This is a genomic window from Kibdelosporangium phytohabitans (assembly GCF_001302585.1).
Taxonomy (GTDB): domain Bacteria; phylum Actinomycetota; class Actinomycetes; order Mycobacteriales; family Pseudonocardiaceae; genus Kibdelosporangium; species Kibdelosporangium phytohabitans.
On the sequence record NZ_CP012752.1, the window covers coordinates 1,370,674 to 1,395,719 of the forward strand.

Annotated in this window: 27 protein-coding genes; 13 read left to right on the plus strand and 14 right to left on the minus strand. The window is 68.6% G+C overall.

Features of this window, described 5'->3' with window-relative positions; all coding sequences use genetic code 11:
* Positions 1-29: 29 nt before the first annotated feature.
* The 7 genes from AOZ06_RS06135 to AOZ06_RS06160 all read right to left on the minus strand — a co-directional run bounded on the left by AOZ06_RS06135 (position 30) and on the right by AOZ06_RS06160 (position 3,879).
* Positions 30-422 carry an SCO5389 family protein gene (locus AOZ06_RS06135; protein ID WP_054288534.1) on the minus strand — a complete coding sequence of 131 codons (393 nt, stop codon included), beginning with the start codon at positions 420-422 and terminating at the stop codon, positions 30-32.
* 28 nt (positions 423-450) lie between these two features.
* Positions 451-1,428 (minus strand): ATP-binding protein, encoded by a 978-nt coding sequence (locus tag AOZ06_RS06140; RefSeq protein WP_054288535.1) that lies wholly within the window; start codon positions 1,426-1,428, stop codon positions 451-453.
* A gap of 52 nt (positions 1,429-1,480) precedes the next feature.
* Entirely contained in the window at positions 1,481-1,717 is a 237-nt protein-coding gene (locus AOZ06_RS55925) for a hypothetical protein (RefSeq protein ID WP_157232867.1), read from the minus strand.
* 20 nt (positions 1,718-1,737) lie between these two features.
* Positions 1,738-2,046, minus strand: coding sequence for a hypothetical protein (locus tag AOZ06_RS06145; RefSeq protein ID WP_054288536.1), 309 nt, complete (start codon positions 2,044-2,046; stop codon positions 1,738-1,740).
* Positions 2,019-2,369 (minus strand): hypothetical protein, encoded by a 351-nt coding sequence (locus tag AOZ06_RS06150; protein WP_157232869.1) that lies wholly within the window; start codon positions 2,367-2,369, stop codon positions 2,019-2,021. Before AOZ06_RS06150 ends, AOZ06_RS06145 begins: the two co-directional genes overlap by 28 nt.
* A gap of 5 nt (positions 2,370-2,374) precedes the next feature.
* Positions 2,375-2,596: an RNA polymerase sigma factor gene (locus AOZ06_RS61940; RefSeq protein WP_054288538.1), complete on the minus strand. Its 222-nt coding sequence runs from the start codon at positions 2,594-2,596 to the stop codon at positions 2,375-2,377.
* A gap of 197 nt (positions 2,597-2,793) precedes the next feature.
* A complete protein-coding gene (locus AOZ06_RS06160; RefSeq protein ID WP_054288539.1) occupies positions 2,794-3,879 on the minus strand; it encodes a polysaccharide deacetylase family protein in 1,086 nt (361 codons plus the stop codon).
* 227 nt (positions 3,880-4,106) lie between these two features.
* On the opposite strand from AOZ06_RS06160, the gene AOZ06_RS06165 reads away from it, so the two are divergent.
* The 3 genes from AOZ06_RS06165 to AOZ06_RS06175 all read left to right on the plus strand — a co-directional run bounded on the left by AOZ06_RS06165 (position 4,107) and on the right by AOZ06_RS06175 (position 6,032).
* Complete coding sequence (locus AOZ06_RS06165; RefSeq protein WP_054296445.1) at positions 4,107-4,907, plus strand: Bax inhibitor-1/YccA family protein; 801 nt, start codon at positions 4,107-4,109, stop codon at positions 4,905-4,907.
* A 100-nt stretch (positions 4,908-5,007) separates the two neighbouring features.
* The gene (locus tag AOZ06_RS06170; protein WP_054288540.1) at positions 5,008-5,514 is read left to right on the plus strand and encodes a GNAT family N-acetyltransferase; all 507 of its coding nucleotides are present in this window, start codon (positions 5,008-5,010) and stop codon (positions 5,512-5,514) included.
* Positions 5,515-5,540: 26 nt separating this feature from the next.
* Positions 5,541-6,032 (plus strand): hypothetical protein, encoded by a 492-nt coding sequence (locus AOZ06_RS06175; protein WP_054288541.1) that lies wholly within the window; start codon positions 5,541-5,543, stop codon positions 6,030-6,032.
* Positions 6,033-6,039: 7 nt separating this feature from the next.
* On the opposite strand, the gene AOZ06_RS06180 is transcribed toward AOZ06_RS06175, so the two are convergent.
* The 4 genes from AOZ06_RS06180 to AOZ06_RS06195 form a co-directional block, all read right to left on the minus strand.
* The gene (locus AOZ06_RS06180) at positions 6,040-6,726 is read right to left on the minus strand and encodes an FMN-binding negative transcriptional regulator (protein WP_236952103.1); all 687 of its coding nucleotides are present in this window, start codon (positions 6,724-6,726) and stop codon (positions 6,040-6,042) included.
* Positions 6,727-6,760: 34 nt separating this feature from the next.
* Positions 6,761-7,981, minus strand: coding sequence for an acetyl-CoA C-acetyltransferase (locus AOZ06_RS06185; RefSeq protein WP_054288543.1), 1,221 nt, complete (start codon positions 7,979-7,981; stop codon positions 6,761-6,763).
* Positions 7,982-8,069: 88 nt separating this feature from the next.
* The gene (locus AOZ06_RS06190; protein WP_225953156.1) at positions 8,070-8,840 is read right to left on the minus strand and encodes an SGNH/GDSL hydrolase family protein; all 771 of its coding nucleotides are present in this window, start codon (positions 8,838-8,840) and stop codon (positions 8,070-8,072) included.
* A gap of 72 nt (positions 8,841-8,912) precedes the next feature.
* Positions 8,913-9,845, minus strand: a complete 933-nt coding sequence (locus tag AOZ06_RS06195) for a hypothetical protein (RefSeq protein ID WP_054288544.1) — start codon at positions 9,843-9,845, stop codon at positions 8,913-8,915.
* A gap of 95 nt (positions 9,846-9,940) precedes the next feature.
* Here AOZ06_RS06195 and AOZ06_RS06200 point away from each other — a divergent pair, with 95 nt between their 5' ends.
* The 6 genes from AOZ06_RS06200 to AOZ06_RS06225 all read left to right on the plus strand — a co-directional run bounded on the left by AOZ06_RS06200 (position 9,941) and on the right by AOZ06_RS06225 (position 16,995).
* Complete coding sequence (locus tag AOZ06_RS06200; RefSeq protein WP_218921943.1) at positions 9,941-11,128, plus strand: amidohydrolase; 1,188 nt, start codon at positions 9,941-9,943, stop codon at positions 11,126-11,128.
* A 37-nt stretch (positions 11,129-11,165) separates the two neighbouring features.
* Positions 11,166-12,536: a cystathionine beta-synthase gene (locus tag AOZ06_RS06205; RefSeq protein ID WP_054288546.1), complete on the plus strand. Its 1,371-nt coding sequence runs from the start codon at positions 11,166-11,168 to the stop codon at positions 12,534-12,536.
* Positions 12,537-12,606: 70 nt separating this feature from the next.
* Positions 12,607-13,578 carry an RDD family protein gene (locus AOZ06_RS52995; protein WP_063809975.1) on the plus strand — a complete coding sequence of 324 codons (972 nt, stop codon included), beginning with the start codon at positions 12,607-12,609 and terminating at the stop codon, positions 13,576-13,578.
* Between the two features lie 152 nt (positions 13,579-13,730).
* On the plus strand, positions 13,731-14,879 hold the full coding sequence (locus AOZ06_RS58315; protein ID WP_054288547.1) for a hypothetical protein: 1,149 nt from the start codon (positions 13,731-13,733) through the stop codon (positions 14,877-14,879).
* A 179-nt stretch (positions 14,880-15,058) separates the two neighbouring features.
* On the plus strand, positions 15,059-15,769 hold the full coding sequence (locus AOZ06_RS06220; protein ID WP_054288548.1) for a hypothetical protein: 711 nt from the start codon (positions 15,059-15,061) through the stop codon (positions 15,767-15,769).
* A gap of 68 nt (positions 15,770-15,837) precedes the next feature.
* Complete coding sequence (locus tag AOZ06_RS06225) at positions 15,838-16,995, plus strand: cystathionine gamma-synthase (RefSeq protein WP_054288549.1); 1,158 nt, start codon at positions 15,838-15,840, stop codon at positions 16,993-16,995.
* A gap of 51 nt (positions 16,996-17,046) precedes the next feature.
* Here the strand turns inward: AOZ06_RS06225 and AOZ06_RS06230 are convergent, their stop codons facing one another.
* Both AOZ06_RS06230 and AOZ06_RS06235 read right to left on the minus strand, forming a co-directional pair.
* Positions 17,047-17,289, minus strand: coding sequence for a hypothetical protein (locus tag AOZ06_RS06230; RefSeq protein ID WP_054288550.1), 243 nt, complete (start codon positions 17,287-17,289; stop codon positions 17,047-17,049).
* A 140-nt stretch (positions 17,290-17,429) separates the two neighbouring features.
* Positions 17,430-18,518: a family 1 glycosylhydrolase gene (locus AOZ06_RS06235; protein ID WP_054288551.1), complete on the minus strand. Its 1,089-nt coding sequence runs from the start codon at positions 18,516-18,518 to the stop codon at positions 17,430-17,432.
* 129 nt (positions 18,519-18,647) lie between these two features.
* On the opposite strand from AOZ06_RS06235, the gene AOZ06_RS06240 reads away from it, so the two are divergent.
* Positions 18,648-19,994, plus strand: coding sequence for an RNA polymerase sigma factor (locus tag AOZ06_RS06240; RefSeq protein ID WP_054288552.1), 1,347 nt, complete (start codon positions 18,648-18,650; stop codon positions 19,992-19,994).
* Between the two features lie 130 nt (positions 19,995-20,124).
* Here AOZ06_RS06240 and hppD read toward each other — a convergent pair whose 3' ends face one another.
* Complete coding sequence (gene hppD / locus AOZ06_RS06245) at positions 20,125-21,327, minus strand: 4-hydroxyphenylpyruvate dioxygenase (RefSeq protein WP_054288553.1); 1,203 nt, start codon at positions 21,325-21,327, stop codon at positions 20,125-20,127.
* 210 nt (positions 21,328-21,537) lie between these two features.
* On the opposite strand from hppD, the gene AOZ06_RS06250 reads away from it, so the two are divergent.
* From AOZ06_RS06250 to AOZ06_RS06260, 3 genes are read left to right on the plus strand one after another with little or no spacing between them, the layout of a single operon-like run.
* Positions 21,538-22,011 (plus strand): MarR family winged helix-turn-helix transcriptional regulator, encoded by a 474-nt coding sequence (locus AOZ06_RS06250; RefSeq protein ID WP_054288554.1) that lies wholly within the window; start codon positions 21,538-21,540, stop codon positions 22,009-22,011.
* Positions 22,008-24,533, plus strand: a complete 2,526-nt coding sequence (locus AOZ06_RS06255; protein WP_054288555.1) for an MFS transporter — start codon at positions 22,008-22,010, stop codon at positions 24,531-24,533. Before AOZ06_RS06250 ends, AOZ06_RS06255 begins: the two co-directional genes overlap by 4 nt.
* Positions 24,524-25,015, plus strand: a complete 492-nt coding sequence (locus tag AOZ06_RS06260) for an Lrp/AsnC family transcriptional regulator (protein ID WP_054288556.1) — start codon at positions 24,524-24,526, stop codon at positions 25,013-25,015. The genes AOZ06_RS06255 and AOZ06_RS06260 overlap by 10 nt, the downstream gene beginning before the upstream one ends.
* Positions 25,016-25,046 lie beyond the last annotated feature (31 nt).

A 25,046-nucleotide genomic window follows, 5' to 3' on the forward strand; every position in this document is an offset into this window, starting at 1 on the left:
TGCCGGCAGCCGCACAGGAGGCGCGTGCATCAGCAGTCGCGCAGCTCCGGGCTCTGGTTGAGCAGCTGGCCACGCGGCGAGATGAACTTGCGGTACCGCTCACCGTCCACAGCGGACGGCACGAACGCGGCGACCCGGTGGCAGTTCTGGAAGCTGAGCTTCACGCCGAAGTGGCGCTCCAGCCCGCCGCGGATCGCGTCGGACGCCAGCGCGCGCAGCAACTGCCCGCGCTCGGCCTCGCTCGGCGGCGGCGTCTGGTTGTCGGCGAACTCCGCCGTGCCCTCCTTGGCCCTCGCGGCCACGTCGCTGATCAGATCCCACGCGTATGGCAGGGACACACGGACGCAGTCGACGAACTCGGCGTCGGTGACATCGCCACGCTCAGCCTTTTCCAGCAACGCGGTTGGCACGTCCAAGGACATGGATTCCTCCGTGTTTCTGCGGTTGGTGTTATCCAGCGTTGACGGCCGAGCCCGCCAGCGGGACCGCCCCAAGAGTGAACTCCGGGTCGATCTGCTCGGCGAGGTCCTTGCCGGTGCGTTCGTTGGCCCACGCCTTCGCGTTGCGCAGGTGGAACTGGACGGCCTGGTCCTGGTAGCGCCGCCAGTCCTTCCCGGTCGAGTCGACCAGGGCCTGCATGGTGCGCAGCGCGTCGCGGTTCGACGGTTCGAAGGCCTCGATCGGGCGGACCTCGCCGCGCTCGGCCGCGCGCACGTGCCCCGACCGCGACACCCACGTCAGCAGGTCGTCCCCGACCTGGTCGCGCAGGAAGGCCAGGTCCTCGTCGTCGGAGATCTTGTTGCCGACGACCGCGACCTTGACGCCGAAGTCCTTGGCGTAGCCGAGGTACTGCCGGTACACGCCGATGCTGCGCACGGTCGGCTCGCAGACCAGGAACGTCACGTCGAAGCGCGTGAACAGGCCGGACGCGAACGAGTCCGCGCCCGCGGTCATGTCGACGACGACGTACTCACCGGCGGAGTCGACCATGTGGTTGAGCATCAGCTCGACCGCGCCGACCTTGGAGTGGTAGCAGGCGACGCCGAGGTCGTCCTCGCCGAACGGACCGGTCACGGCCAGCCGGACACCGTCGATCTCGCGCACGCAGGCCGCGTAGATCGGGTTGTCCTCGACCACGCCCAGCAGGCGCGAGCCGCGCCCGGCCGGGGTCGTCTTGACCATCTCGGCGGTCGAGGAGATCCGCGGGTTGTCGCCGCGCAGGTAGTCCTTGATCAGCGGCAGGTGCTCGCCGAGCGTCGGCAGGGCGAGGGTTTCCGGCTCCGAGGCGCCGAGCGCGCCTGCCAGGTGCTGGTTGATGTCGGCGTCCACGGCCAGGACCGGCTGCTTGGCGGCGCCGAGGTGGCGGAGGAAAAGAGAGGCGAGCGTGGTCTTGCCGCTGCCTCCCTTTCCGACGAAAGCGATCTTCACCCCGACATTGATATCGGTTTTCATTATCCGAGCGCAAGTCGGGGTGCCCGGTTCACCCGGTAGGACTCACCACTTGACGCCCGGTAGCTGGATCAACGTGAAGATGTCCTGGTCGCTGAGGGGAACGCTGGCCCTGGTCGGGTAGATGCCGGTCCGCACGCCCCTCGGGGCCGCGGTTGTCGGCCTTGATCCGGACCCGGGTGCCATCCGGCTTCACCGCGTCGACCACTGTCTGCTGGTAGCCCGCCATGCTCGGGTGCTCGGACTTGCGGCCGACGTACTTGTGCACGGCGGCGACTGTGCCGTCGGTCAGCGTCCTGTTCTGGCAACCGGTGAACTCGGCGCTTGCTTCCTTGGGCCGTTCGATCGACGCGCACCTGCCATCGAGCCGTGGTTGTCCACGGACACCGTGACCGAGCCGAACCCGCCCTTGGCGTCGCCCACCTGGGCGCTGCCGAGGTAGAGCGATTTCCCTGTCGAGTTGAGGAGCTTGAACGGCTCCAGCTTGCCGTCGGCCGGTCCGGCCGGGTCGGTGCGCACGGCGAGTCCCGCGGCGACGAACTGGTCGCGTCCACCCCGGATCGCCGCGGTCAGTACCCGTGACTTGTCGTTCTCCACGTACACGGGGGGTTGTGCACTGCCCCGTCGCGTTGGCGCAGACCGATGGCACCTCTCGGAAGGGCGGTGTGAATGTCGTGATCGGTGGGTGGCTGCTGGAACGCCGCCGCCGGGGTGGTCGCGGCCGGGCCGGGCCGGGCGAGGGAGGCGAAGAACACCACCTCGACCACGCCCATCGCCACGCCGCCGACCATCGCGGACCGCGTCATCACCTGGCGGTTTCGTGCCTTGCGGACCAGCGTCGCCGAGTCGGTGGCGACCGGTGGTTCGTCCGCCGTCATCAGGCCAAGCAGGTCACGGGCCTCGGTCCTGTCGTCGATCATCTTCTTCACTCCACTGGCACGGACACCTGACCGCGCAACGTCGCCAAAGCCTTGGCACACTGGCTTTTCACGGTGCCCTCGGTGCAGCCGAGCAGTTGCGCGACTTCCGTGATGGGAAGGTCCTCCCAGTACCGCAGCACGACGGCCGCGCGTTGTCTCGGTGGCAGCGATGCCATGGCGCGCCGCAGGTCCATGGAGACGTCCTGGTCCGGCGACGCCGCCACCATGACTCGTGCACCTCCAGGACCGCGATTTGGAGCAGGTCCTCCGCGCGGTGCAGTCACCGCACAGCAAGAAGGCCGTGCGTCTGAGCCGTGCCGCGTTCGCGTCGACGAACTCCGCGAACTCCCTGTCGCGTGCCCCCACGTCCGGGACTCCCTTCTCCTCGACCGCGGTGACGAGGCGGGAGCCGGGAGAAGTTGTCTCAGGTCTGTGCGGCGGGCAGTCTGCGCAGCTGGTCGAGCACGGCCGGGTCCTGCAGTTCCATCCACTTGATCACTTCGGAGAACGTGGTGCACACGGTCTCCGGCTTCGTGCAGACCTCGGCCATGAACTGCTCGGCCGCCGCGCCGAAGCCGCCGCCCGCCCAGTCGGTGAAGTGGTTGCCGATCGGCAGCGGCGCCCGGTTGCCGCGCATCGTGGCGTCGTGGGCGGCGCGGTAGACCTCGAGCGTCGCCCTGGCGAACTCGTCGCGCTTGGACTTGTCGTCCTTCGAGCGGTTGAGCGCCTCCCAGAGCTGGTAGTCCACCATCGTGACCTTTTTGTTGCCTGCCGCGGGCATCCGCACCATCGGCATGGCGAACTCCCAGATGTCCTTCTCCTTGACCGGCCACAGCACGCCGTCGGAGACCTGGCTGGAGTCGTAGGTCAGGCCGCGGCTGCGCATCGCGTCGAAGACCGCGTCGAACTTGCCCTCCAGGCACGGCAGCCTGCTGCCCTTGATGGCTGCCGGGTCGAGCTTGAGGCCCTGGACGCCCGCCTGGCCCACGAACTGCACGAACTGGTGCAGTTCGGTCTGCCACTGCTGGGTCGTCCACTTCGGGCTGCAGTAGTGGCCGTTGTAGTGGGTGCCGATCTCGATGCCGCGCTGCATCGCCGTGTTCAGGTCGTTGATCCTGGTCCTGACCTGGTCGAGTGATCCCCCGAACGAGATCGACGACTGGCCCTGCGGGTGGCCGGGCGCGGTGTACTGCTTGCGCTGGTCGTCGGCGAGCAGGTAGACGCCGGACAGGAACGCGGTGAACCGCGCGTCCGACTTCGCGGCCAGGTCGAGCAGCCGTTGCCACTGCTCGTGCGAGCCCGCGCCGTCGTAGGAGAACAGCACGAACTGCGGTGGCCGCTCGCCCGGTGTGATCTTTCGCATCCAGTCGCCGGGCGTGGCCGCCGCGACCGGCTGCGGCTCGGTCGCGTCCGGGTCGCGCATGCCGATGACCAGCAGGATCACAAAGGTCACGATCAGCGCGCCAGCCAGCGTGATCGGCCGCCAGTTCCTCGCTCCGCGTGCACCCATCACCCACAAGGTAGACGCACGGGCGGGTGACGTTACACGTGGGCGAAAACCGCAGGTGAAGGTTACGAACGGAACACACCGCACCAAGGGGACGCGTTAGGCTGCCGGGTGACCTGATCGATTTGGTTGGATCGATCTGAGTAAAATCTGCTTTACCCGACGGGAACACACGGGCACGTTCGGCCGTTGAACCCGGTGAAGGCCACAACAGGCCCATGGAGGATCAGGTGCGTTCTTCGAGCAACCCCGCGTTCCGCAACCTCGCGGCCCGCGGCAACGTTGGCTACGCGGGCTTCGGCAGCCCGCAGGGCTCCCCGCACGGCGGGGTCCCCGGATATGGCGTTGACCAGGCGCCGCCGCGCGAGGCGGACCGCCCGATCACCGTCGACGACGTCGTGATGAAGACCGCCACGACGCTGGGCGTGGCCCTGCTGACCGGCATCATCACGTCCGTTCTCGTGCTGGGCGGGTCCATCAGCCCCTGGCCGCCGCTGATCATCGGTTTCCTGGTCGGCTTGGTCGTCTCGCTGATCGTCATCTTCAAGCAGACCCCGAACCCCGCGCTGGTCCTGACCTACTCGGCCGCCGAGGGCATGGCGCTCGGCGCGTTGACCAGCCTGGTGCCCAAGGGCATCGGTCTGCAGGCGCTGCTGGGCACCGCGCTGGTGTTCGGCGTGATGCTGGTGGTCTACCGCACCGGTGCGGTCAAGGTGACGCCGAAGCTGACCAAGTGGGTCATCGCCGCCGCCGGTGGCGCGTTCCTGTTGGTCCTGGTGAACCTCGTCCTCGGCCTGTTCGGCGTGAACCTGGGCATCAGGGGCAACGGCCCGATGGCGATCATCTTCAGCCTCGTGGTGATCGGTATCGCGGCGTTCATGCTGCTGCTCGATTTCGACCTGGCCGACCAGATGATCCGTGAGGGTCTGCCGTCGAAGTGGGCGTGGTACGCCGCCTTCGGCCTGATGACCACCCTGGTCTGGCTGTACGTCGAGATCCTGCGACTGCTCTGGGCATTGAACAGCGACTAGCGACCACAGTCGTTCTGAGATCCCACCGGACCCCGGCACCGCGCCGGGGTCCGGTTTTTTCGTGCGCCCGCCGGGTGACCATGATCGATAAGGTAGCGGTGTGCCTGAGCTCATCGCGCCCGATGCCCGCCTGCACGCCGCTTGGCTCGACGCGCACGCCGAATGGGGCGAAGGTCCCCACGAGGACGGTTTCGGGATCCTGCCGACCGACGAGGTGCGCACGACACCCGGCTTCGAAGCGTGGATCACCCGGCTGGCCGCCGACCACACGACGTGCACGTACCGCTGGATCGTCGAGGACGGCCGGGTGCTCGGCGGGATCGCGCTGCGGCACGAGTACACCGACTACGTGAGCTGGGCCGGGCACATCGGCTACGGCATCAGGCCGACCGCGCGCCGACGCGGGCTGGCAACGTGGGCGCTCGGCCGGATGCTCGGCGAGGCACAGGACCGCGGCATCGCCCGGGTCCTGGTCGTCTGCGCGCTCGACAACGACGCGTCGGCGCGGACGATCGAACGCAACGGCGGCGTCTTCGAGAAGATCGGGGACACCAAGTTCGGTCAGGTGCGCCGCTACTGGGTCGAAATCCCCGCTGTCACCGGCTGAAGCGGATTCTCCGGCAGAATCGGGACATGGCGTTCAACATCCCGGGCCCGCGGACGGTGTTCGGCTGGGCAGTGCGGACCGTGACCGAGGTCGTCTCGATCCCCGGCCGGGTGCTCGGCCTGCTCACGGCCGCCGAACGAGCCGTCAGCCAGGCCAACGAACTCGTCGCCCGCACCGGCGAGGTGGTGACGTCGGCGGAGTCGGCGGTCGAGCACGCCAGGCGCGTGACCGCCGCGGCCGAGGAGGTCGTCGAGGCGACGAAACCGATGGTCCGCTTCGCCGCGGAGATGTCCGTGCACGAGGTGGAAGCCGCCATCCGCCTGGTCGACGAGCTGCCCAAACTCGCCGAGCACATGGCCGACGACATCATGCCCATCCTCGGCACCCTCGACCGCGTCGGACCCGACATCCACGAACTGCTCGACGTGGCCAAGGACGTCCGGCAGGCGATCCAGGGCATCCCCGGCTTCGACTACCTGCGCCGCCGCGGCGAGGAGAAGGAGCTCGAAGAGTCCTGACGAGCCGTCACGGCGACGGCTTGGCGGCGCGGATCGCCGCGGCCATCGACGGGTCGCCCGCGTGCCCGCGCGCATCGAGGCCGGCGAGCACCCCGTCGAGGTTGGCCTCGGTCTGGTTCTGGCTGAGCTTGAACTTGCCCTCGATCCGCGTGATCACGAGCTCGATGCCGACGATGGCGCGCAGCTGACCCTCGACGAACTTCGCCGGGGCCTGGTCGACGCTCCACGGCTGGGCGTTGCCTGCCTCGTGCCGGTCGGTGAGACGGCGCACCTGCGCGTCCGTCCACACGGGATCGTCGTGCACGACCAACCGGCCGTGGACGTGTGCGGTCACGTAGTTCCAGGTCGGCACGACCCGGTGGTGCTCCTGCTTGGTCGCGTACCAGTTCGGCGTCACGTACGCGTCGGGGCCGCGGACGATGACGAGCGCCTCCCCGGTCACGGGTTGCTTCCACTGGTCGTTGCCACGCGCCATGTGCCCGATGAGCGCGCCGTTCTCGCCGGAGTCCGGGTCGTGGACGAACGGCAGCGGCGTGGCCATCAGACCCTGCGGCGTCATCGTGATCAGGTCCGCCGCGCCCTGGTTCGCGAGCAACTCGCGGACGTCGGCGTCGTCGGGGAGGAAGGGCTTGGGGATGTACACGAGCAGCTTCTCCCGAGATAAGGGACAGGGTGTGCCGGACGGATCCAGCACACCCTGTCACCTGGTGTTCCACTAGTTCAAGCGGTTAGTTCAAGCGCTCGATGACCATCGCCATGCCCTGGCCGCCGCCGACGCACATCGTCTCGAGACCGAACTGCTTGTCGTGGTGCTGCAGGGAGTTGATCAGCGTGGTGGCGATCCGGGCACCGGTCATGCCGAACGGGTGGCCGACGGCGATCGCGCCGCCGTTGACGTTCAACCGGTCGATGTCGACGCCGAGGTCGCGGTAGGACGGGATGACCTGCGCGGCAAAGGCTTCGTTGATCTCGACCAGGTCGATGTCGTCGATCCCCAGGCCTGCCTTGGCCAGTGCCCGCTTGGACGCCTCGACCGGGCCGAGGCCCATGATCTCCGGGGACAGGCCGGACACGCCGGTGGACACGATCCGCGCGAGCGGCGTGACGCCCAGCTCCTTGGCCTTGTCGGAGCTCATGATCACGAGCGCCGCCGCGCCGTCGTTCAACGGGCAGCAGTTGCCCGCGGTCACACGGCCGTTCGGGCGGAAGACCGGCTTGAGCGTCGCCGTCTTCTCGTACGTGATGCCCGGCCGCGGGCCGTCGTCGGCCGAGACGACCGTGCCGTCCGGCAGCGTCACCGGGGTGATCTCCTTGGCCCAGAAGCCGTCCGCGATCGCCTTCTCCGCGAGGTTCTGCGACCGCACGCCGAAGTGGTCCATGTCCTCACGGGACACGTCCTTCAACAGCGCCAGGTTCTCCGCGGTCTGGCCCATCGCGATGTAGGCGTCCGGGATCAGGCCGTCCTCACGCGGGTCGTGCCACGACTCGGCGCCCGCCTCGGCCGTCGACACGGTCCTGGCTTCGGCGTCCGCGAACAACGCGTTGTGCGTGTCCGGCCACGAGTCCGAGCTGCCCTTGGCGAAACGGGACACGGTCTCGACGCCCGCGCTGATGAACACGTCGCCCTCGCCCGCCTTGATCGCGTGGAAGGCCATCCGGGTCGACTGCAGGCTCGACGCGCAGTACCGCGTCACCGTGCAGCCCGGCAGGTGGTCGTAGCCCAGTTCCACCGCGAGCACGCGGCCCATGTTGAAGCCCTGCTCGCCGCCGGGCAGGCCGCAGCCGAGGATCAGGTCGTCGATCTGCTCCGGGGCGAGCTGGGGCACCTTGTCCAGTGCCGCGCGCACGATCTGCACGGCGAGGTCGTCCGGCCGGATGCTGACCAGTGATCCTTTGCCGGCACGTCCGATCGGCGATCGGGCGGCCGAGACGATGACGGCCTCGGGCATGGTGCAGCTCCTTTGCTCCGGCACTGATTCGGCACTGGAAGTCACTCACCGGTCAGCCTAGGGCCAGACGCGGAACTCGCCGGGGGAGTTAGGTCACTGCCGCGCGCAGCGGCACGAGCAGGATCTGCGAGGCGTGCCGGTAGCCCGCCCCGTTCGGGTGAAACCTGTCCGGGCTGAACAGCTCCGAATACCGGGCGTGGAACTCCGACGACACCAGCTCGCCCATCGGCACGGGCACCCCACCCGCCCGCAGCACGGCATTTCGCTGCGCCTTGGCCAGCATCCGCGCCCACCGCCGCACGACCCAGCGCAGCGGCTGCGGAATCGGCCTGACCGTCCCGAGATCCGGGCAGGTCGCGACCACGACGGCCGCCCCGGCCGAACGCAGCCGGGCCACTTCGACGCCGAGGAGCGCGGCCGACGTGCTGACGCGCATCTTGCCGGTCACGTCGTTGCCGCCGACGATCACCAACGCCAGGTCCGGCGGGTCCGCCACCGCTTTGTCGACCTGTGAGACGAAGGTCCTGGTGTTCGCGCCGACACGGGCGTAGGTCGTCAGCCGCACCGAACGCCCGGTCTCCTGCGCCAACCCACGCGCGAGCAGCACGCCCGGCAACAGGTCGGCGTTCTCCGCGCCGTACCCGGCGGCCAGCGAATCCCCGAGCACGGCGAACTTCAGTTCTCCCGCACCGGATCCCGCGTACACGCCGTCGGCCCGGTGCGGGTCGCCTGTGGACCGCCCGATCAACGTCCGCGCCCGTTTGCCCTGCCCGGTGAGCAGTCCGTACATGGCGCCGGACAGTCCGCCGACGCCGCACAGAGTCACCGCGGCGACCCGAATACCCCGCAACGCCCCCATCGCGGCCTCCCCTCACGCCCCTGACCCCCACTAATACACGGATCATGACGTTCAGCGCACCCGAAATGTCCCCTAATGCGGGTTCCGTAGGGGCAGACCTTCGGTCCGCGGCGACGGCAACGAACAGGTCGGGACGGGCCGCCGGGCGAAGCCGACCTCGAAGCCCCTGCGGCGGATCCTGGTGACGTGGTGCAGCAGGTTCACCTTCGTCAGGAACGGCAGCGCGCCGGGCGGGTCGAGCGCGTAGACGAACCGGGGCTCACCAGCCGGGCAGTCCGGCCAGTTGGCGTCGTGCAGGCCGGTCAGTTCCTCGCGGCAGTGCGGCCATTCCCGGTACCGCTTGGCGGTCGCGCTCGCCCTGGCGAAGCTCTGGGTGGTGAACACGAGGTCCATGTCCCTGGTCAGCAGATCTGCGTGGTGCGCAAGGGGAATGCACGGCTGCAACGCGATTTCCCCTGTCACGTCGGGGATCGCGGCCAGCTTGCCCTCCAGCCCGGCGAGCAGCAGGCGGTCGACGAGGAACCAGTGGTTCTCGGCGAACACGTAGAACTCGCCGCGGTGGCGCAGTTCCGGCTCCCGCAGCCCGACGTTCAACCCGGCTTTGACCCGGTGCCCGAGCGTCAGGTCGAGCTGGGCGACCACGTTCGACCGCGACGGCACCGCGCGGATGATGTCGAGCAGCGGCGCGTCCGCCCGGTACCTGGCCGACGAGTACCGCGCGAGGAGTTCCGTCAGCAGCATCGGCAACGGTTGCCTCAGCTCGACGTGCAGGGCGTGTGAGCCCGTCATGCCGCGCACCAGCCCGTCGTGGGCCAGCGCGCGGGACCACTCCGGGTCGAGCCCGATCGCGGGCAGGTAGGTCGAGTTGGCAGCGACTCTGATGCCGAAGTCGGGGACGAGCAATTCGCGCGGGGGAGTGGGGCCCACCACGAACTGCCGGCCGTCGCTCTCGTAGGTGTCCGGCAGGTCCGTTTTGTCCATCAACAGGTGTACGCTCAGTTTCATGCGAAACACCCCCTGTAGTTGAAACCATACGGCGGCCGGGGCCGCCCAGTGAAGATCCAGACGAGTGAAACCGCAGGTTGAGTACGCTCGCGAACGTGAACCTGGCTGATTTCTACCGCGATCTGCACGAGCACCCGGAGCTGTCCCGGCAGGAACACCGGACAGCGGGGAAAGCCGCCGAGGCGCTCGCTTCGCTGGGCTACGAAGTCACGACCGGCGTAGGCGGAACGGGTGTCGTCGCGTTGCTCCGCAACGGTGACGGACCGACGGTCATGCTGCGCGCCGACATGGACGCTCTGCCGATCGAGGAACAGACAGGTCTGTCGTACACCAGCAAAGTGCCCGGTGTGATGCACGCGTGTGGACACGACATGCACGTCGCGTGTCTGGTCGGTGCCGCGGGAAAGCTGTTGGCGGACAAGGATTCCTGGGCCGGCACGCTGATGCTCGTGTGCCAGCCCGCCGAGGAGACCACCGAAGGCGCGCGGGCGATGGTCGCCGACGGGCTGTTCGAGCGGTTCGGCAAGCCGGACATCGTGCTGGGCCAGCACGTCTGCCCGCTGCCCGCCGGGATGATCGGCTACGGCACCGGCCCGGTGATGGCGGGCACGGACTCCGTCCGGGTCACGCTGCACGGCCGCGGCGGGCACGGGTCGCGCCCGGAGACCACGGTCGACCCCGTGCTGATGGCCGCCAACGTCGTCGTCCGGTTGCAGGGCATCGTCGCCCGCGAGGTCCCGCCCGCCGAGACCGCGGTCGTCACGGTCGGCAAGCTGCACGCGGGCACGAAGGACAACATCATCCCGGAGACGGCCGAGCTGGACATCAACATGCGCACGTACACCAGGCAGACCCGCGACCTGGTCCATGCCGCGATCGAGCGGATCGTCCGGGCGGAGGCCGCGGCCAGCGGTGCGCCGAAGGACCCCGAGTTCGACTGGCACGACAGCGCGCCGGTGCTCGTCAGCGACCCGGGTGGCACCACGCGGACGGTCGAGGCGTTCACCGGCCGCTTCGGTGCCGACAAGGTGATGGTGATGCCGGTGGTCACCGGCAGCGAGGACATCGGCATCTTCGGCGACGCCGCCGGCGTGCCGACGGTGTTCTGGTTCTGGGGTGGCCTGGAGTTCGACGTGGTGGTCAAGGCGATCCAGGAAGGCGGCGTCGAGGCGTTGCCGAGCAACCACTCGCCGGTCTTCGCGCCCCTGGTCGAGCCGACGTTGTCCACCGGCGTCGACGCGCTCCACGTCGCCGCCCTGACCTGGCTCGGGCGGCCGAGTTAGGCTGACGGGAAACGGGCGCCTCACGAGGAGTACAGCGGTGGAGTACGTCGAACACGTCGTCGACCTGATCGGTAACACGCCGCTGGTCCGGCTGAACTCGGTCGCCGACGGCGTCGCGCCGCTGGTGCTGGCCAAGGTCGAGTACGTCAACCCCGGCGGCAGCGTGAAGGACCGCATCGCCGAGCGGATGATCGACGCGGCCGAGAAGTCCGGCGAGCTCAGGCCGGGCGGCACGATCGTCGAGCCGACCTCGGGCAACACCGGCGTCGGGCTGGCCATGGTTGCCCAGCGCAGGGGCTACAACTGCGTCTTCGTCTGCCCGGACAAGGTCAGCGAGGACAAGCGCAACGTGCTCAAGGCGTACGGCGCTCGTGTCGTGGTGTGCCCGACGGCGGTCCCGCCCGAGCACCCGGACTCGTACTACAACACCTCCGACCGCCTGGTCCAGGAGATCGAGGGCGCCTGGAAGCCCAACCAGTACGCCAACCCGCAGAACCCGGTGAGCCACTACGAGACGACCGGGCCGGAGCTGTGGCGGCAGACCGAGGGCCGGATCACGCACTTCGTCGCGGGTGTCGGCACCGGCGGCACGATCTCCGGCACCGGCCGGTACCTCAAGGAGATCTCCGACGGCCGGGTCAAGATCATCGGCGCCGACCCGGAGGGCTCGGTGTACTCCGGTGGCAGCGGCCGCCCGTACCTGGTCGAAGGCGTCGGCGAGGACTTCTGGCCGGACACGTACGACCGCGACATCGCCGACGAGATCATCGAGATCTCCGACGCCGACTCGTTCACCATGACCCGCAGGCTGGCCCGTGAGGAGGCGCTGCTGGTCGGCGGCTCGTGCGGGATGGCCGCGGCAGCGGCGATCAAGCTGGCCGAGCGGTGCGGCCCGGACGACGTGATCGTCGTGCTGCTGCCCGACGGCGGCCGCGGTTACCTGTCCAAGGTCTTCAACGACAGGTGGATGGCCTCGTACGGTTTCCTCCCGCCCGAGCACAGCGGTGCGACGGTCGGTGACGTGCTGCGTCGCAAGGACGGCCGGATCCCGGAGATGGTGCACGCGCACCCGACCGAGACGGTCGCGGACGCGGTCGCCTACCTGCGTGAGTTCTCCGTCAGCCAGATGCCGGTGGTCAGCGCCGAGCCGCCGGTGATGGCCGCCGAGGTGGTCGGTGCGGTCAACGAGCGCGATCTGCTTGACGCTCTGTTCGCGGGCAAGGCCGCACTGGCCGACCGGCTGGACAAGCACATGACCGCCCCGCTGCCGACCATCGGCGCGGGCGAGCAGATCAACGTGGCGATGAAGGCACTAGCCGGTGCCGACGGCGCGTTGGTGCTGATCGACGGCAAGCCCGCGGGCGTCGTGACCCGCCAGGATCTGCTGGGGTACCTCGCCGGGAGCTGAGTGCCGACATCGGCCCCCAATCCGTTAGCGTGTGGCGCGAGAAGCCGACCCGCAGGGGGATACGTCCGAAATGAGCGCTCCGCAGAATCCGAATCAGCCACCGCAGCAACCACCCGGCGCCCTGGCTAACCCGGAACCGACGATCGCGATCGGCGGTCCCGGCAACCCGGCCCCGAACCCCGCCACGAACCACGGACAGGAACCGAACGCGGACGCCACCCAGGTGGTCCGGCCCGGCGACAACGACCAGCCGGAGGCCACCCAGGTCGTCCGCCCTGGTCAGGGTGGCGCCCAGCCGTCCGGGGCGCAGCCGGTGCAGCCGCAGCAGGCTGCTCCCCAGCAGGCCCCGCAGCAGGCGCCGCAGGGGTACGGCCAGCCGGCGCCCCCGCCCGGATACTCCCAGCAGCCGCCGCCCGGGTACCCGCAGCAGCCGGGCTACCCGCCGCAGCAGCCGGGCTTCGGGCAGCAACTCGGCCAGCAGCCCCCGCCCGGGTACCCGCCGCAGGGTGGCTACCCGCAGCAGCCGGGTTACCCGGCCGCGCCTGGTGTCGCTCCGTACCAGTACGGCGGCGCCTACCAGTACGCGAGCTGGGGGCAGCGGTTCGTCGGTGGCCTGATCGACTACGGCTCGCTCGCCGTGATCAACGGCATCATCCTGGGCATCGCGTTCGGCGCCGAGGTCTACGCGCTGAGCGCCCTCGGCAGCCTCGTCGGCCTGGTCTTCCTCTTCTACAACATCTGCTACCTCGGCGGGACCAAGGGGCAGTCGTGGGGCAAGAAGGTCGCGGGCATCAAGCTGGTCCGTGAGGACAGCGGCCAGGTGATCGGCTTCGGTCTCGCGTTCGGCCGCCAGTTCCTGCACATCGTCGACGCGTTGCCGCTCTACATCGGTTTCCTCGCCCCGTTGTGGGACGCCAAGCGGCAAACGTGGGCTGACAAGATCGTGAACACCGTCGTGATCGAGGCGCCATCGGCGCAGCAGGGCTACGGGGCGTACGGTCAGCCACAGCAGCAGTACGGGCAGCCGCCCCAGCAGTGGTGATCAGGAGCTCATGGGGCCTGTCCGGCGATACCGGCGGGCCCCATTTTCGTGCCCGTGGGACACTCGGGGGCATTACCGGGCAATCGTCTTGATCTGGACTAGCGTTACACCCGAAAGAGGACCTTTTCAGGCCGAGGGAGTTGTTAACGGCAATGAGTGCTCCGCAGCCGCCGCATGACCCGAACCAGGGCGGTCAGCCACCTCAGGAGCAGGAGGGCGCGCTGCAGGTGCCGGAGAGCACCCAGGTGCTCAGGCCCGGTCAGCAGGTGCCGGACCAGTCACCCGAGGTGACCCAGATGGTCCAGCCGGGCCAGCCGGGGCAGCAGCCGCAACAGGGCGAGTCCACCCAGATGGTGCCGCCCGGTTCGATGCCGCCGCCGATGCCGCAGTACGAGCCGCCGCCCAGCGCGGCCGACCAGCCGCCGTCACCGCCCGGTGGCTTCGCGCCGCCGCCCGGCCAGCAGCAGACGCAGGCGATGGGCGGCTACGGCCAGCCGTCGCAGTTCGGTCAGCCCGCGCCGGGCCAGCAGCCGCCGCCGGGGTTCGCCCCGCCGCCCGGCTACCAGCAGCCCAACCCGTACGGCCAGCAGCCTTACGGGCAGCCCGGCTACGGCCAGTACGGCCCGCCCGGTGGTGGTGGCAACACGCAGGTGATCAGCTGGGCTGTCGCCGGTGTGGCCGCGATCCTCGGCCTGGTCGCCGCGATCCTGGTGTTCGTCGACATGGGCAAGATCTCCGACTACGCCGAGGGCTGGTCCAACGCGTCCGACGCCATGAAGGACGGCGTGGACGTCATCTCGGGCCCGATGTTGTGGGTCACGGCCATCCTGGCCGTCCTCGGCGGGCTCGCCGCGGTCGGCGCGGGTGTGATGATCTTCCTGAAGAACAAGATCGGCGCCACGTTGCTGCTCGTCGGCGGTGGCCTGATGTTCGTCGGTTCGCTGCTGTTCATCATCCTCAAGGGCGAGATCGACCTCGACTCGCCGATCAGCGGCTGGGTCATCCTCAGCCTGATCGCGGGCATCGTCGTCGCGGGCCTGGGCGCACTGCAGTTCTTCCCCGCGACCAAGCCGTTCGTCGGTCTGGCCGCGGCCCCGGTCGTCGGCGGGTTCCAGCAGCCGCCGCCACCCGGGTACGGCCCCGCGCCGTACGGCCAGCAGCCGCCGCCCGGGTACGGCCAGCAGCAGCCGCCTCCCGGCTACGGCCAGCAGCCCCCGCCCCAGCAGCCGGGCCAGCAGCCGCCGCCGGGTTACGGTCAGCAGCCACCCGGGTACGGCCAGCAGCCGCCGCAGCAGTGGTGATCGATTGAGCGAGAAAAGGGGCGTCCCGGTGGGGCGCCCTTTTTCGTGCCTGTCGTTCGCACGATGGGGACGACTGTTCCGGACTCGTTTTGGAAAAGCGGCCTGAACTGCGGAGAACTGGTCTATGGTCGTGGCCACTAAGAGGCCAACCGGCCTAGCGGTTCCGGGGAGAAGAAGTCGTGAGCTATCCACAGCAGGGCGGGTATCCGCAGCAGCCCTACCCACAGCAGCCGTACCCGGCGGCGCCGTCCGGCGGTGGCAGCCCGGCGACGGCGATCATCGCCGCCGTCCTCGCGCTCGCGATCGCCGGGTTCGAGGTCGTGCTGCTGGTCAACGAGTCCACGTGGATCGAGAACCTCGACAAGCTGCCGGGCGAGGTCGTCATGATCCTCGTCGGCCAGCTGCTCACCGGCCTGGTGATGTTGATCGGCTCGATCGTGACGTTCGCCCGCAAGACCGCGGGCGCGGTGCTGATCCTGATCGGCGCGCTGGTCGGCCTGGCGAGCGTGCTGACCGAACCGCTGATGCTGCCGGGCGGCAGCAAGAACCTCGGCCGGTTCTACGAGACGGTCTTCGAGTTCGGCTCGGCCGAGGCCACGTTCCGGGCGCTGATCGTGATCATCGCGCCGCTGGCGCTGATCTTCGCCGTGCTGCCGCCGACCTTCAAGTACCTGCGCGGCAACCGCGACGACTTCTCGCAGTACCCCGGCGGCGGTGGATACCCGCAGCAGCCCGGCTACCCGGTCGACCCGAACTCGGGCGGGTTCCCGCAGCAGGGCTATCCGGCCAACCCGAGTTCGGGTGGATTCCCCCAGCAGGGTTACCCGCAGCAGGGCGGTTACCCCCAGCAACAGCAAGGTGGCGGTTACCCGCAGCAGCCCGGTTGGTGACGGGTAACCCATCCGGGTGGAACGTCCCACCATCTGGTCACTCGACTGGTCCCACGTAGGATTGCGATATGTCAGAAGGGGACTCCAAGCTGGGGTTTGAGACCCGGGCGATCCACGTGGGACAGCAGCCGGACGCCAAGACGGGTGCGGTCATCCCGCCGATCTACGCGACGTCGACCTTCGCCCAGGACGGCGTCGGTGGCCTGCGTGAAGGCGGCTACGAGTACTCGCGTACCCGCAATCCCACGAGGACGGCGCTGGAGGAGTGTCTGGCTTCGCTCGAGGGCGGACGGCACGCGCTGGCGTTCCCGTCCGGGATGGCCGCGAGCGACGTGGCGCTGCGCACGATGCTGCGCCCCGGCGACCACGTGGTGATCCCCGACGACGCGTACGGCGGCACGTTCCGCCTGGTCGACAAGGTGCTGAAGCTGTGGGGCATCGAGCACACGCCGGTGCACCAGCCCGACCTGGCCGCGGTCCGCGCGGCGGTTCGCCCGAACACCAAGGTGATCTGGTGCGAGACGCCGACCAACCCGCTGCTGGCCATCTCCGACCTGGCCGGACTTGCCCAGATCGCGGCCGAGGCAGGCGCCCGGCTGGTCGTGGACAACACGTTCGCCACGCCGTACCTGCAGTCCCCGCTGGGGCTGGGCGCGGACGTGGTGCTGCACTCGACGACCAAGTACCTCGGCGGCCACTCCGACGTCGTCGGCGGCGCGCTGATCACGTCGGACGACGAGCTGAACGAGCAGTTCGGCTTCCTGCGCAACGCTTCGGGCTCGGTGCCCGGCCCGTTCGACGCCTGGCTGACGCTACGCGGCGTGAAGACGCTCGCGGTGCGCATGGAGCGGCACTCGGACAACGCCGAGCGCGTGGTCGAGGCGCTGCTCGGCCACGCGCGCGTCGAGCGCGTCTACTACCCGGGCCTGCGTGAACACCCGGGTCACGAGGTCGCGGCCAAGCAGATGCGCCGGTTCGGCGGCATGGTGTCGTTCACCGTGGCAGGCGGCGAGCAGGCGGCGCTGGACGTGACGTCGAAGACCAAGCTCTTCATCCTCGCCGAGTCGCTCGGCGGCGTGGAGTCCCTGATCGAGCACCCGCACAAGATGACGCACGCCAGCGTCGCGGGTTCGGAGCTGGAAGTGCCGGACAACCTGGTGCGCCTGTCGGTCGGCATCGAGGACGGCACGGACCTGGTGCAGGACCTGCTGCAAGCCCTCGCCTGACAAACTCGTGAGTGTTTCGGCCGGTTAGAACCGGCCGAAACACTCACGAGGTTATTGCTGGTAGCCCGCTGGTTCGCCCTCGTGCTGGGGCGGGCCGAGGGGTGCTGGTGGCAGGTCGCGCGAGTCGATGCACCCGCCGACCAGTTCGACGTAGCCGTCGCGTTGGACGTACTGGCCTGGGCTGGCACAACCGGCACTGGACGCACTGAACACAGCGACGCCCGCGAGAGCCGCGGCAGCGGCCAACGCACCGACCAGTGGCACCATTCCAGCGGCCCGGGTTGCACGTGCCATTGCTTACTCTGCCCCTTGTCGGCGACTACTCCTTGTCGCTGAGGATACCTGCCCGCCTGCACGGATGTGGCGCAGCGGCCACAATGACAGGATTTCTTAAGGGAAGCGACGGCTTTTCCGTGATGTACCGGCTGAATGGCCTACTTCTTCGGTCGGTATCCGTCGGGCAGCCCGCCTGTGACGATGTCGCGGTACGCGTCCACCGCGTCGGTCGGCTGACGCGCGAGTGCCGGGTCCCGCTCGACGTCCACTGTGTACAGACCGAACCTCGGCCGGTACGTGCCCCACTCGAAGTTGTCGGTCAGGCTCCAGTAGTTGTAGCCGAGCACGGGCACGCCCTCCGACTGGGCCTGCCGCATCCAGTACACGTGGTCGCGCAGGTGGTCGGTCCGGGTGTACCCGTCCGGCCTCGGTTGACCGTCGTCGGTCGGCATGCCGTTTTCCACGACGTACAACGGCAGTTTCGGAAACCGCCGGGCGTAGTGCTTGAGCGCGCGGTAAATGCCCTTCGGTTCGGGGTCGATCCGGTACAGCTGACCGGTCGCGCCGCGCACCGCGGTGAGGTTGTCCGGCGTGACGTCGTAGTAGTAGTCGATCCCGACGAAGTCGAGGCTCCCGGTGATCCAGTCGAGGAAACCGAAGTCCGCCAACCGGTTCACCACCGGGATGTACGCGACGTTGCTCGACACCAGCGCGTCCGGGTCGGTCTCGTGGATCAGCCGGTACGCGGCCTTGTGCGCCCGCACCATCCGGCTCGGCATCATCGGGCTGAACCGGCCGAGCCGGATCTCGTGTGCCATGTAGACAGTCGGCTCGTTGAACGTGATCCAGATCGTCCCGTTGCCCGCGTAGCGCTTGACCACGCGGTCTGCGTTGGCCAGCCACAGCTCGGTCATCCGGGGGTTGCGCCAGCCGCCCGTCCACGCCGGGTACACCCAGTGGTCCAGCGTGATCATCGGGCGCATCCCGGCCGCGCGGACCTTGGCAACGACGTCGTCGTAGAACTCGAAGTCCCACTCACCGGGAACCTGCTGCACGCGTGCCCACTCCACGCACAGCCGGAAAACCCGCACGCCGAGGTCCGCGGCCAGTTCGATGTCCTGCGGGTAGCGGTGCAGGAAGTCGGCTGAGTCGCGGTAGCCGGTCGCGAACCGCGACCAGTTGCTGTCCGGCGCTGATCCCTCGGACTGGTACCCGGCGCCGGCGACACCCCACAGGAACATGGTCATCAGGCTATCGACCGACTTGCGGTGACGGGACGTAATCGGAATTGCCACCCGGTCGTGGAACGGTTCACGCCTTACGGGGAACATGACGTTCCGGTGTTCCGAGACGGCCGCCTGAAGCGTCCCAGATGTGTGAGCGCTGAGACCTACGACATCGGGATCCCTCGTCGGCTGAGCCGCGCGGAGCTGACGCTGCTGTGCCAGCAGCACCGCGCCTGGCTGTTGGCGTACTGCCAAAAGCGGGTCGGTAGCAGCCACGACGCCGAGGACACGGTGCAGGCGGTCTTCGAGAAGCTGCAACGGCGCCCGCCGCGGCACCCGATCGTGAACCCCCGGGTCTTCCTGGCCACGGTGGCGCTCAACCTGATCAAGGACGCGGCCCGCAGCGAGGCGCGGTCGCCGCGGTCCGCGTCCTACGCGATGGAACTGCTCGACCAATTGGCCGCCGACGACGAGGTCGGCAAGACCAGTTCACTCGACGCCAAGCGGTTCATCGAGATGGCCAAGCCGATGCTCACCGCCCGCCAGCTCGACGTGCTCGCCTGCTACCTCGCGGTCGAAGGCGGTGTGCTGTCCGAGGGCGAAGCGGCGCTGGAGCTCAAGATCAAGCCGTCGGCGCTGCGCGGGACGTTCCAGCGCCTGCCGGAGGACGTCGGCGAGGCGATCGTGGCCGCGACGCTCTCGGTGGACGACCAGATGCGGTGCCCTGGCGTGACCAAGGCCGTCCGCGAGGCCGGTGCGCACGGCAAGCTCGGCACCCGGATCAACCGGCACGTCAAATCGTGCCCGGCGTGCCGGGAAAGGCAGGCCGAGACGCTGGACGGTGTGCACAAGGCCGTGTTCGTCGTGCCGATCGGCGTGCTCGGCTCGTTCCTCACGCTGAAGAAAGCCGCTGCGGCGGCCGTTGTCGCCGTCGCGGCCGTCACCGGTGCGCTGATCGTCAGCCACGGTGGCAAGAACGCCGAGCAAGGCGTGGCGATGCCTGTCACCTCGATGCGGATGGCCTCACCGGCCGCGCAGCCGGACACCGCGAGCCTGACGCCGGACAGCACATCCCAAGCGGCCGTGCCGCCGCCCGTGCTGCCGACTACTTCCGTTGCGCCCCAACCGGTACGGCCAGTGGTGCCGCCTTCACCGGTCGCCCAGACGCGCAAGGCCGAACCGCCTGCGATCACCGCGGGCCCGGACGCGATCATGTTCCGCCGGATCGGCACGACGGGCCGGTGCCCGGCTGCGACCAGCGTGAAAGTCGGCGTCACCGCGCCGGACGGGGTCGCGTCGGTGCGGATGACGGTCCGCATCGGCAACACCACGATGACGGTCTCGATGATCGGCATGGCGGGCCACTGGTACGGCAAGATCGGGCCGTTCCCGCACCGCTACGCCGGGCACAACGCGGATGTGACGGTCGAGGCCGTCGGCCGCGGCGGCCAGACTGCCACCAGGGGCCTCGGCCAGGTCATGATCACGTATTGCTGAAGGCGGCGTTTTGCCTTGCCACGCTAAGGCAAAACGCCGCCGTCCAGCGCCACTCCACAGGATCGATCGGGCGCCGTGCCGGCCGCTTCCCGGGCGTCAGATGCCGGTAGTGGCCCGCACGGCACCGGTGTCACAGGTTGCCGCGGCGCTCCTGCTCGCGCTCGATGGCCTCGAACAGGGCCTTGAAGTTGCCCTTGCCGAAGCCGAGCGAGCCGTGCCGCTCGATCAGCTCGTAGAACACCGTCGGCCGGTCGCCGATCGGCTTGGTGAAGATCTGCAGCAGGTAGCCGTCCTCGTCGCGGTCGACCAGGATCCGGTGCTCCTTGAGCGTCTCGATCGGCACGCGCACCTCGCCGATGCGGGCCCGCAGCTCCGGGTCGTCGTAGTAGGAGTCAGGCGTCTCGAGGAACTCGACGCCAGCGGCGGCCATCGCGGTCACCGTGGCGATGATGTCGTTGGTGGCCAACGCGATGTGCTGCACACCGGCGCCCTCGTAGAACTCGAGGTACTCGTCGATCTGCGACTTCTTCTTGGCGATCGCCGGCTCGTTGAGCGGGAACTTCACCCGGTGGTTGCCGTTGGAGACCACTTTGGACATCAGCGCCGAGTAGTCGGTCGCGATGTCGTCCCCGACGAACTCCGCCATGTTCACGAAGCCCATCACGCGGTTGTACCACTCGACCCAGTAGTCCATCTTGCCGAGCTCGACGTTGCCGACGCAGTGGTCGACGGCCTGGAACAGGCGCTTCGGCGCGCCTTGCGGCCGCTTGACCGTGCTTTCCTTGGCCACGTAACCGGGCAGGTAGGGGCCGTTGTAGCGGGAGCGGTCGATCAGGCTGTGGCGGGTCTCGCCGTAGGCCGCGATCGCCGCGATCCGCACTGTGCCGTTCTCGTCGGAGACGTCGTGCGGCTCCTCGATCACGGTCGCGCCCTGTTTGCGGGCGTGTTCGACGCACTGGTCCACATCGCCGACCTCGAGCGCCAGATCGGTCACGCCGTCGCCGTGCCTGCGGTGGTGGTCGAGCATGGAGCTGTCCGGCGCCACACCACCGTTGATCACGAACCGGGCCGAGCCCGATTTGAGCACATAGGACTTGTAGTCCCGATTGCCGGTCTCCGGTCCGGAGTACGCGACCAGGCTCATTCCGAACGCGACCTGGTAGAACCACGCGGTCTGGGTGGCGTTGCCGACCACGAAGACCACCGCGTCCATCGACTTGACCGGGAACGGGTCCTTGGCCGAGTCGTACTCCACCAGGCCGACCAGCTGCCTGAGCTGGTCGAAGCTCACGTCGTCCAGCTGCGATTCGGGGCGTCCCAAAGTGTCGGTCATGTACACCAGGATCGTCTTAGGGCCGCAGAATGAGCAAGCGTTGCTCATTTCACTGGACAACCTGCTCAACCTCGACCGGTCGCGGCCGGAGGCCCTGTGCAATAAGACCAGCGTCACCCTTTCTCAACTTGCATAGCGCGCACAACAAGCGAATGCTTGGGTCAGGCAACTAGTTGTAAGAACCAAGCAATTTGTGGTGGAGCACGGGTCATGGCTGACCAAGCACAGGACCTCGCCGTCGCGGAAGAACTCGGGCACCAGTTGATCCGGCTGCTGACCATGGTCGGCAGGGCCAAGGCCCAGTTCTCGCAGGCGACGGGAGACGGCATCGAAAGAGCGGCGTACGCGCTGCTCGCGCACCTGGTGAAAGAAGGTCCGAAGCGGATCACGGCACTGGCTGACGCCGTCCACTCCGACACGTCCACCGTGTCGAGGCAGACCAGTTCGCTGGTGGCGCACGGCCTGGTCGAGCGGAAAGCCGACCCGGTGGACGGCAGGGCGTGCCTGCTGGTGGCCACCGAAGAGGGCCGCGGCACGTTCGACCGGGCCCGAGCCGAGCGGACCAGGCACATCGCCTCCGTGCTGGCCGAGTGGCCCGCGGGCGAACGCCGCACGCTGGTGATGCTGCTCGACCGCCTGAACACGGATTTCGAGAACTACCACCCAGTGGGGGAACCCCGATGACCGAAACCGCCGTCGCGCCGCCGAGGGCGCTGCCGGCACAGCTCTCGCACCGCCAGATCCTGGTGATCCTCAGCGGCCTGATGCTCGGCATGTTCCTGGCCGCGCTCGACCAGACCATCGTCGGCACGTCGATCAGGACGATCGCCGACGACCTGGACGGGCTGAGCCTGCAGGCGTGGGCGACCACCGCGTACCTGATCACGTCGACGATCACCACGCCGATCTACGGCAAGCTGTCCGACATCTACGGGCGAAAGCCGTTCTACCTGCTGGCGATCTCGTTGTTCGTCGTCGGTTCACTGGCCTGCACGTTCTCCCAGTCGATGTACCAGCTCGCGGCCTTCCGCGCGCTGCAGGGACTCGGCGCCGGCGGCCTGATGTCGCTGGCGTTCACGATCATCGCCGACATCGTCTCCCCGCGTGAGCGCGCCAAGTACCAGGGCTACTTCATGGCCGTGTTCGGCACGTCCAGCGTGCTGGGCCCGGTCCTCGGCGGCTTCCTCGCCGGGCAGCAGGACATCGTGGGCATCGACGGCTGGCGCTGGGTGTTCCTGGTGAACGTGCCGATCGGCATCGTCGCGCTGTTCGTGGTGGCGCGGGTGCTGAACGTGCCGCACGAGCGGCACGACCACAAGATCGACTGGCTCGGTGCGCTGACGCTGGTCGTCGGCGTGGTGCCGCTGCTGATCATCGCCGAGCAGGGCCGCGAGTGGGGCTGGGCCTCCGAGCGCGCGATCCTCTGCTACGTCGTCGGCGCGATCGGCCTGGTCGCGTTCGTCCTGGTCGAGGCGAAGATGAAGGACGCGGCGCTGATCCCGTTGCGGCTGTTCCGCAACTCGACGTTCTCTTCTGTGATCCTCGCCGGGGTGATCCTCGGTGTCGGCATGTTCGGCGGGATCACGATGGTGCCGCAGTACCTGCAGATCGTGAAGGGCGAGACGCCCACCTCGGCGGGTCTGCTGATGTTGCCGCTGATGGTCGGCATCATGATCGCGTCGTTCACGTCCGGCCGGATCACCTCGAAGACCGGGCGCTACAAGATCTTCCCGATCATCGGCAGCGCGCTGCTCGTCGTGGGGATGGGCCTGTTCTACACGATCGAAGTGGACAGTCCGCTGTGGCAGCCGATGCTCTACATGGGAGTGTTCGGCCTCGGTCTCGGCTTGTCGATGCAGACGCTGACCATCGCCGCGCAGAACGCCGCACCACCGCGCGACATGGGTGTGGCCACCGCGTCGGCCACGTTCTTCCGGCAGATGGGTGGCACGCTCGGTGTCGCTGTGTTCCTGTCGCTGCTGTTCAGCACGGTCGGCGACAAGATCAGGGAGGCGTTCGAGCGGATCGCGCCGACGAGTGCGTTCCAGCAGGCGCTCAACGACCCGGCGGTCCTCGCCAACCCGCAGAACGCCCAGGTGATCAAGGGACTGCAAGGTGGCGGTGTCGGCAACGTTTTGCAGGACTCGTCGTTCCTGCAGCAGATCGACCCACGGCTGGCGCGGCCGTTCCTCGAGGGCTTCACCGACTCCATCCAGATGGTGTTCCTGGCCGGGATGTTCGTGATGGTGCTGGCGTTCATCGTTTCCTTGTTCATCAAGGAGATCCCGCTGCGCTCCGGCAACGCCATCCAGTCGGCGATGGTGGAGGGCGGCGAGGCCCTGCTCCCGTCGGAGCCGGAGCCCGAGCCCGAGCCCGAACAGCAGCCACGCGGCAAGCACGTGAGGACCGAGGCGGAGACGGTCCCGTTGTCGCTCAACGGGCACCAGCCGTTGATGGGCGCGGTCCAGAACGGCGACGGCTCGGCGGTCGGCGGCGCGATCCTCACCCTGATCGACCACACAGGACAGCAGGTGGCCCGCGGCAACACGGACGCGTTCGGCCGCTACCAGTTGCAGGCGCCGGGATCCGGCGCGTACGTGCTGATCGCGTCCGCGCCGGGACACCAGCCGTCCGCGTCCTCGCTGAGGCTCGACTCGCAGCCGTTGGTGCTCGACCTGACGCTGATCGGCGCGGGCGAGGTCGTCGGCGTCGTCCGCACGGCGCGGGTGGGCAATCCGGTCCAAGCCGCGACCGTGACGCTGACCGACCGCGAAGGGCACGTGATCGGGTCACACCGCAGCGCGTCCGACGGCACGTACCGGTTCACGAGTGTCGGCGCCGGCGCGTACACGCTGGTTGTGAACGCTGACGGCTACAGCCCGGCCGCTGTGCCGCTGGCCGTGCCCGAGGTCGGTGAGGTTCGGCAGGACGTGCAGCTGACCAGCGGTGCCGCGCTGTGCGGCGTCGCTCGCAACCACCGTGGCGTGCCTGTCGCGGAAGCGCGGATCACGATCATCGACAAGGACGGCTCAGTGGTGAGCGTGTCCACGACCGGCGACGACGGCCGCTACCGCATCACGGAACTGGGCGCCGGCGAGTACACGGTCATCGCCAGCGGGTACGCGCCGACGGTCGATCACCTCCGCCTCGGCGATGGTGAACACATGAACCACGACGTGACCCTAGGGTTCGAGGAGTGGAAGTAACACCGATCGACTCGCTGGACGCCCGGCTGCTGCTGTTGCTCACCGACGAGCCGCGGCTGGGCGTCCTGGAGTGTTCCCGGCGCCTCGGCGTCGCCCGTGGCACCGTCCAGGCCCGGTTGGACCGGCTGATCAGGACCGGGGTGCTGACCGGCTTCCCGCCCGCGCTGAACCTGGAAGCGATGGGTTACGGCCTGACGGCGTTCGCGGTCGTGGAGATCGCGCAGGGATACCGCGGTCCGGTGACCGAGGGACTGGCGTCGATCGACGAGGTGTGCGAAGTACACGCGACGACAGGACAGGGCGACCTCCTTGTCAGGATGGTCGCCCAGTCCAACGAAGACCTGCAACGAGTGATCGACGAGGTCGTCAACGTCGCGGGCGTGCAGCGGATGTCCACCTCCATCGCGCTGTCGACGCCCATTCCACTGCGCTCACGCCCACTGCTGGAGCGAGTGGCGAAAACCACCGATTTCACCGACTAGGGCCGGCCGGTTCTGCCCGTCCCGCGCGCCG

Bases quoted from the DNA above. Each gene is read 5' to 3' on its own strand.
- AOZ06_RS06235 (WP_054288551.1), bottom strand. From the start codon at position 18,518: ATGACCATGTTCCTGTGGGGTGTCGCCGGCGCCGGGTACCAGTCCGAG.
- AOZ06_RS61940 (WP_054288538.1), bottom strand. From the start codon at position 2,596: ATGGTGGCGGCGTCGCCGGACCAGGACGTCTCCATGGACCTGCGGCGC.
- AOZ06_RS06255 (WP_054288555.1), top strand. From the start codon at position 22,008: ATGACCGAAACCGCCGTCGCGCCGCCGAGGGCGCTGCCGGCACAGCTC.
- AOZ06_RS58315 (WP_054288547.1), top strand. From the start codon at position 13,731: ATGAGTGCTCCGCAGCCGCCGCATGACCCGAACCAGGGCGGTCAGCCA.
- AOZ06_RS06160 (WP_054288539.1), bottom strand. From the start codon at position 3,879: ATGGGTGCACGCGGAGCGAGGAACTGGCGGCCGATCACGCTGGCTGGC.
- AOZ06_RS06225 (WP_054288549.1), top strand. From the start codon at position 15,838: ATGTCAGAAGGGGACTCCAAGCTGGGGTTTGAGACCCGGGCGATCCAC.
- AOZ06_RS06185 (WP_054288543.1), bottom strand. From the start codon at position 7,981: ATGCCCGAGGCCGTCATCGTCTCGGCCGCCCGATCGCCGATCGGACGT.
- AOZ06_RS06175 (WP_054288541.1), top strand. From the start codon at position 5,541: ATGGCGTTCAACATCCCGGGCCCGCGGACGGTGTTCGGCTGGGCAGTG.
- hppD (WP_054288553.1), bottom strand. From the start codon at position 21,327: ATGACCGACACTTTGGGACGCCCCGAATCGCAGCTGGACGACGTGAGC.
- AOZ06_RS06190 (WP_225953156.1), bottom strand. From the start codon at position 8,840: ATGGGGGCGTTGCGGGGTATTCGGGTCGCCGCGGTGACTCTGTGCGGC.
- AOZ06_RS06230 (WP_054288550.1), bottom strand. From the start codon at position 17,289: ATGGCACGTGCAACCCGGGCCGCTGGAATGGTGCCACTGGTCGGTGCG.
- AOZ06_RS06135 (WP_054288534.1), bottom strand. From the start codon at position 422: ATGTCCTTGGACGTGCCAACCGCGTTGCTGGAAAAGGCTGAGCGTGGC.
- AOZ06_RS06195 (WP_054288544.1), bottom strand. From the start codon at position 9,845: ATGAAACTGAGCGTACACCTGTTGATGGACAAAACGGACCTGCCGGAC.
- AOZ06_RS06250 (WP_054288554.1), top strand. From the start codon at position 21,538: ATGGCTGACCAAGCACAGGACCTCGCCGTCGCGGAAGAACTCGGGCAC.
- AOZ06_RS52995 (WP_063809975.1), top strand. From the start codon at position 12,607: ATGAGCGCTCCGCAGAATCCGAATCAGCCACCGCAGCAACCACCCGGC.
- AOZ06_RS06150 (WP_157232869.1), bottom strand. From the start codon at position 2,369: ATGATCGACGACAGGACCGAGGCCCGTGACCTGCTTGGCCTGATGACG.